The organism is Kamptonema formosum PCC 6407 (assembly GCF_000332155.1).
Lineage (GTDB): Bacteria > Cyanobacteriota > Cyanobacteriia > Cyanobacteriales > Microcoleaceae > Kamptonema > Kamptonema formosum.
In genome coordinates, this window is record NZ_KB235899.1 from 1 (window position 1) to 6,254 (window position 6,254).

A 6,254-nucleotide genomic window follows, 5' to 3' on the forward strand; every position below is an offset into this window, starting at 1 on the left:
AGGTAAATCTCCCATTCTCCCCAATTACCAATTACCAATTACCCATTACCAATTACCCATTACCCATTATCAATTATCTGAAGATATAAACTTTTGATTAGAAATCAAGCCTTGAGCTTGCAATTCCTTGGATATTTCCAAAGTGATAATGCAGGTAATCAGCCATACAAATCCCGCTATATAACCTGCAATCACGTCAGTAGGCCAGTGAACGCCCAGATACATCCGACTAAAACCGATAGTTGTCACTAACAGCACTGTTAAAATGGCAATTAACCACCGCCACCGGGGGAAGTAACTAGCCAGAAAATAGCCCAGTAAACCGTAAATTACCATTGACATCATGGCGTGACCGCTGGGAAAACTGTAGAAGCGGACATCAACTATTCGTTCCCATAGTTGAGGTCGAGTACGGGCAAATAGTTTTTTGAGCAAGGTGTTTAAACCAACGGCCCCTAGTGCCCCGATCGCAATAGTTAGTGCTTCTGAACGGTGGTTGCGTAGTAGAAGTATGAGCCCCAAATTGAGGCAAATCACTAGCAGCAAACTCGGCTGTCCCAAATACGTAAAACCGACCATAATTTGATTGAGTACAGGAGTATGCAAGCTTCTGAGACTCAGTAAAATTTCTGTATCAAAGGCCTGGGTTTCCTTTTCCAGGACTTCTTCTGCGATCTCGGCAAATCCCCACAGGGCAAAAGCCGCAGTCGCTAGTCCCACCAGCCGAATTGTAGTGAGCAATGATAGAAGTGATAAAAGTTTAGAACGCATCTAGGGGAAGTTTTGAGTAGAGATTGCTTTGTTCCTCTTTTACGATACCTGCTAAATCAAGTAGATAGATCCATGATTGCACTATCCAAGAAATATATTTCTAAGTTCCTTCTAGCCGTTACGCTGGTAGTTCTTTCTAGCTGCTTTGGCAAGACAACCAGCACTACTGCTAATCCACCGCAGGTTGAAGCAACTGTTGTGCGATCGCCTCAACCTTCGGAAGTTACCCAACAACCCAATACATCCTCAGCAACGCTAAAATTTGCCCCACCCATTGGCTGCACTTTGGGCAAGGACTGTTACATTTTCCACTATGTAGACAGAGATCCTAGTCCAGCAGCCGTTGACTTTGGTTGCGGCCGCCAAACCTACGACGGTCATGACGGTACAGATTTCGGCATCCCCGATGAGAAAGCGATGGCATTAGGCGTACCCGTTAAAGCTGCTGCTGCTGGCAAAGTGTTGCGATCGCGAGACGGGGTTGAGGATCGGCGGGTGGAGGATCAAACCACTAAAACCCAAGTTGAAGGCATTGAATGCGGCAATGGGATGGTAATCGATCACGGTAACGGTTGGGAAACTCAATATTGCCACCTCCGCAAAGGCAGTGTTGTTGTTAAATCTGGGACGCAAGTAGAAAAAGGCACAGTTTTAGGCATGGTGGGAGAATCTGGTTTAGCCTCTTTCCCCCACGTTCACTTAACTATCCGCTATCAAGGCAAGGCGGTAGACCCGTTTGTAGGGATAGATTCTCAGTCTGGCTGCAAAGTTGCCCGGAACCCACTTTGGGATCTGCCACTAAATTATGTACCCACAGGTTTAATCCGGGCTGGTTTTTCTACTCAAGCACCAGATATGAATGCTGTCTGGCAAGGAAAATTTGCCGAAACCGTACTTCCTGTAAATAGTCCCGCTATTTTGTTTTGGGTGCAAGCTTTTGGAGTGCTTCAGGGCGATCGCGAATATTACAAGTTGTTAGGCCCCAATGGTCAAATCATTGGAGAGAATACAAATGATATCAAATCCTCTAACCGCGCATGGCTCAGTTACGTTGGCAAAAGGAATCGGGGAAACTCCACACTTACCCCTGGAATTTGGCGGGCGCAGTACCAATTGAAACGGGGAGATAAAGTGTTAATCGACTTGAAACGACAAGTAGAATTACGTTAATTAACAATTCAGCGAGTGGGTAGCGGGCCCGTGACAAACCCTTTAAGAATTAAACTTTGGCGGATAAATCCGCCCAAAGTTTGTCCTCAAGAATCCCCGTGTCTTTAAACCGGGGAATGTCAAAAAAATAAACAGTCAAATCAAGGCAACTCAACGGAAGTCGGCTTAGCAATATGCGGCAGTCCCCAACCCAATTTTTCCCGCAAAATGTGGAAAAACTCAGCAGGTTGCAGCCGAATAAACTTAGCGTTGTAGCGCGATCGCGAAACTCGCACTCTATCATCCGGCAAAACATAACATCCCCCGTTCCCATCCGCCACCATCACCAATCGATTCGGGCTCGCAGAATAAATCGTCACCTCTTCAGTATCGGCAAACACCAAAGAGCGAGAAGCCAAAGAATGAGGGCAAATCGGCAATAACTGCAACACAGACACCCCTGGTGTAATCACAGGCCCCCCCGCAGACAGCGAATAAGCAGTCGATCCCGTCGGAGTCGCAATAATTACTCCATCCGCCGCAATATCCACAGGTGCGTGTCGCCCGATCGCCACCTCAAAATGGCACATACAAGTCAGGGGCTCGCGGTGCAACACCATTTCATTCAAAGACAACGCCTCCCACAAGCAGATGTCATCCCGCATCAACTGCACTTCCAGCATTGTCCGTTCTTCTATTTCATATTCCCCATTGATGACCTGTTCCATAGCTTGCGGCAACTGGTTGAGGTAAGTCTCAGTGAGGAAACCCATGTGTCCCGTATTCACAGCCAGCATCGGGATGCCGCAGGGGGCAAGTTGGCGAGATGCAGATAGAACTGTACCATCTCCCCCTAATACCACTGCAAATTTCATCTCGCTGTCAAAGCCAGAAGGGACAAGCTGATCGATAGGAGTGTGGCACATCGGGCGCTCTGGGCTAGAATAGCCCAAAATCCCCCCCGATCCAGAGACGGCACAGACATCCCATCCGTAGGAACTCAGCTTGTCTTGTAACTCGGCGGCGACGCGACAAGAGATCGGTTTAACGTCGTTGTAGATAATCCCAGCTTTCGGCACTTTAAAATGTAAACGGTATCTTTTGAGTCCGTTTCTTAGTTTTAGCCTGCTCGTATTCTAATTCCTTTAGTTTCTTCAAAATTCGACTAAAGTAGTCTTGCAGGTAAGATTCTAAGGTTGTTGTTTCGGCGGGGTCTAGCCCAAAAACGCTATAGACATCATCCATAGCAGCTTTTATGGGTTCGCCGGTTGCCAAAACTTCGGCAAAAGCCAAACGGTCTGATATGTTCCAAGTCCACTGAAACCACTTCGCTACTTGACTAGCAAGGCGCAATATGCTATTAGGCGTGCGCGTTACTTTGGCTTGTTTTCCAGACAAGCGTTCGCATAGACGGATGATTTCGTCAGCTTCCCAAGCGCCGGGCCCGACAACGGGGAAAGTTTTTTTCTCAGTTTCGGGTACAGAAAGGGCGCGGATAGCAAATTTAGCAATGTCTTGAGTATCCATGTAGGCGATCGCAGAACTCGCCCCCGGAACCCAGACTGCCTGACTATCTAAAATCGGCATCGCATATTGACCGATCAACCCCTGCATGAAGCCGCAAGGTTTCAAAACAGTATAATTCAAGCCGGACTCTGCTAAAAACAGTTCCGTACACCGTTTGATTTCCAATAGCGGCACTTGGGGATATTTCTCAGCATCGAGAAACGAAAAAAAGATAAAGCGCTTGATGTCTGCTGCTACCGCCGCTTGAATCAGGGCTACCTTTCCTTCCCAGTCTACTTGTTTAACGCTCAAGGAGTCCGTAGCTTTAGCAGTAGCAGCATCGATAATTGCTGTAACGCCTTCTAGCGCTGGGGGCAAGCTTCCTGGATCGCAGAGATTCCCCGGTACGAGTTCAGCGCCCCATTCTTTTAAAAAGGCGGCTTTTCTGTAATTCCGTACTAAACAGCGCACCTGATACCCTTCGTCTAGGGCACGACGAGCCACCTGTCTGCCAAGGGTACCTGTGGCACCTACAATTAATAAAGTCATCAGGTATTTATGAGGAATCTTAAACTTTCTATCGATATTATCAGAATTTTTCTCATTTTTTAACAAAAGTTAATAAAAATCGTAAAAATTTTTAAGGTTGCGGCTGAGAGTGGGGCTGATTAGGACTCTGCATATAGCCAGACAGGGGTTTCAACCCCTGTCTCATAGCAAAAGTCGCTTGAAACCGACTGTAAATTAATATTTGAGTCAGCCTCAACCGACTTCAGCTATTAGTCAGGGACTTTAGTCCTTGGCGGGTTTTATTAGAAAAACTTATTCTTGTCCGCCTTGAAGCTTGAGTAACAGAAAGCCACCAGCTAAACCTACGAGAATCAGGGTAAAAGACAAAAATGCAGCATTGAAAATTTCAGGGTTCATGTTTTTTATATCTCCTATGCGATCGAGTTAGATCAAAATAATACCGCAGATTGCTATTTGATGAAATAAACTCCAGAAACAATGTTTCGCTTTTATTTACCGGGTTTCGCGTACCTACTTGCATGAAAAAAGCTGTAATTCTACGCATTGCAAGCGCGAGCGCACTTCCCCAGTCTTAAATTTTATATAATCAATTTTTAATTTGAACATAAATTTTTTCTAAAATGTAAAAGTTATTACTTGTTGCTCAATTGTTTTGATGTTATAACTGTTGCGATGGATGTTAAAAATATTCAACTTAATTAAAGTTATGTACCAAATTCCAGGTTATGAGATCGTCGAACAATTATATTTCGGTGTCCGTACCGCTGTCTATCGTGCCTTCCCCATCTATAGTCAAACTCCCGTCATACTAAAGTTATTACAAAAAGATCGCCCGACTTTTAGCGAGTTAGTACAATTTAGAAATCAATATACTCTGGGGAAAAATCTCAATATTTCCGGTATAATTAAAACTTACCACCTAGAATTTTCTCAAAACCGCTACATCTTGAGCATGGAAGATTACGGAGGCATATCTTTAGCAGAATATCTTCCTCAACAAGAGCAGGGCCTCTCTCTAGAGCAATTCCTAAACATGGCGTGCCAGTTGGCTAAGGTTTTACAAAGTTTACACCAAGAACGTATTATTCATAAAGATATCAAGCCTGCAAATATTTTAATTAATCCTCAGAGTCAAGAAATTAAAATCACCGATTTCAGCATCTCGACCTTACTCCCACGAGAAACCCAAGAAATTCAAAACCCCAATGTTTTAGAGGGAACCCTAAGCTACATTTCCCCAGAACAAACGGGGCGAATGAATCGAGGCATTGACTATCGCACTGATTTCTATTCTCTCGGTGTCACATTCTATGAATTACTGACGGGAAAATTACCTTTTTTGTCAAAAGATGCAATGGAATTGATACATTGTCATTTAGCAAAACAGGTAGTACCAATCAATAAAGTTAATCCAGAAATCCCCGCGATCCTGTCGGCGATTGTCAGTAAGTTGATGGCAAAAAATGCGGAGGAGCGCTATCAAAGTGCTTTTGGATTACATCACGATTTAGAAAATTGCCTGACTCAGTTACAAGAAACAGGTGAAATTACCGCTTTTGAGCTAGGAAAGCGAGATATTACCGACAGTTTTATTATTCCCGAGAAACTTTATGGTCGAGAAACTGAAGTTGCGGACTTATTAGCAGCATTTGAAAGAGTCGCTAACCCCCCTGAATCCCCCCTTACTAAGGGGGGACATAGGGGGGTAGAAATGATGTTGGTAGCAGGTTTTTCAGGTATTGGTAAAACTGCGGTGGTAAATGAAGTTCATAAGCCCATTGTGCGATCGCGCGGCTACTTCGTTAAAGGCAAATACGACCAGTTTCAACGCAATATTCCCTTTTCAGCTTTTGTACAAGCTTTCCGAGATTTAATGGGACAATTATTATCAGAATCTGAGGGGCAACTTCAAATTTGGAAAGATAAAATATTAGAAGCTGTGGGTGATAATGGGCAAGTTTTGATTGAAGTAATTCCAGAGTTAGAGAGAATTATTGGCACTCACCCCCCAGCAACAGAACTATCGGGAAGTGCTGCCCAAAATCGTTTCAATCGGCTGATGCAGAAGTTCATTAAGGTTTTCACGAGCCAAGAGCATCCTTTAGTGATGTTTTTAGATGACTTACAATGGTCAGATTCGGCATCCTTAAACTTGCTACAACTATTGATGAATGATACAAAATATTTATTGGTATTGGGTGCTTATCGGGATAATGAAGTTTCCCCAGTGCATCCCTTCATCACAACAGTAGATGATATTGTCAAAGCTGGGGCGACGGTGAATACAATTACGTGCA

At 44.3% G+C, this 6,254-nt stretch carries 6 protein-coding genes; 2 read left to right on the plus strand and 4 right to left on the minus strand.

Going from position 1 to position 6,254, the window contains the following annotated elements:
• Positions 1 to 69: 69 nt before the first annotated feature.
• Positions 70 to 771: a phosphatase PAP2 family protein gene (locus tag OSCIL6407_RS0104580; RefSeq protein ID WP_007356419.1), complete on the minus strand. Its 702-nt coding sequence runs from the start codon at positions 769 to 771 to the stop codon at positions 70 to 72.
• A 72-nt stretch (positions 772 to 843) separates the two neighbouring features.
• On the opposite strand from OSCIL6407_RS0104580, the gene OSCIL6407_RS0104585 reads away from it, so the two are divergent.
• Complete coding sequence (locus OSCIL6407_RS0104585; RefSeq protein ID WP_007356418.1) at positions 844 to 1,941, plus strand: M23 family metallopeptidase; 1,098 nt, start codon at positions 844 to 846, stop codon at positions 1,939 to 1,941.
• Between the two features lie 140 nt (positions 1,942 to 2,081).
• Here the strand turns inward: OSCIL6407_RS0104585 and OSCIL6407_RS0104590 are convergent, their stop codons facing one another.
• From OSCIL6407_RS0104590 to petM, 3 genes are all read right to left on the minus strand, one after another.
• Positions 2,082 to 2,999 (minus strand): NAD(+) kinase, encoded by a 918-nt coding sequence (locus tag OSCIL6407_RS0104590; protein WP_007356417.1) that lies wholly within the window; start codon positions 2,997 to 2,999, stop codon positions 2,082 to 2,084.
• A 1-nt stretch (position 3,000) separates the two neighbouring features.
• Positions 3,001 to 3,975, minus strand: a complete 975-nt coding sequence (locus tag OSCIL6407_RS0104595) for an SDR family oxidoreductase (RefSeq protein ID WP_007356416.1) — start codon at positions 3,973 to 3,975, stop codon at positions 3,001 to 3,003.
• A 273-nt stretch (positions 3,976 to 4,248) separates the two neighbouring features.
• The gene (gene petM, locus OSCIL6407_RS0104600; protein WP_019486958.1) at positions 4,249 to 4,353 is read right to left on the minus strand and encodes a cytochrome b6-f complex subunit PetM; all 105 of its coding nucleotides are present in this window, start codon (positions 4,351 to 4,353) and stop codon (positions 4,249 to 4,251) included.
• Between the two features lie 310 nt (positions 4,354 to 4,663).
• On the opposite strand from petM, the gene OSCIL6407_RS30275 reads away from it, so the two are divergent.
• On the plus strand, positions 4,664 to 6,254 hold a 1,591-nt coding region (locus OSCIL6407_RS30275), incomplete at its 3' end, for an ATP-binding protein (RefSeq protein WP_148288834.1).

Coding starts and splice junctions, on each gene's coding strand:
- OSCIL6407_RS0104580 (WP_007356419.1), bottom strand. CDS start 771: ATGCGTTCTAAACTTTTATCACTTCTATCATTGCTCACTACAATTCGG.
- OSCIL6407_RS0104585 (WP_007356418.1), top strand. CDS start 844: ATGATTGCACTATCCAAGAAATATATTTCTAAGTTCCTTCTAGCCGTT.
- OSCIL6407_RS0104595 (WP_007356416.1), bottom strand. CDS start 3,975: ATGACTTTATTAATTGTAGGTGCCACAGGTACCCTTGGCAGACAGGTG.
- petM (WP_019486958.1), bottom strand. CDS start 4,353: ATGAACCCTGAAATTTTCAATGCTGCATTTTTGTCTTTTACCCTGATT.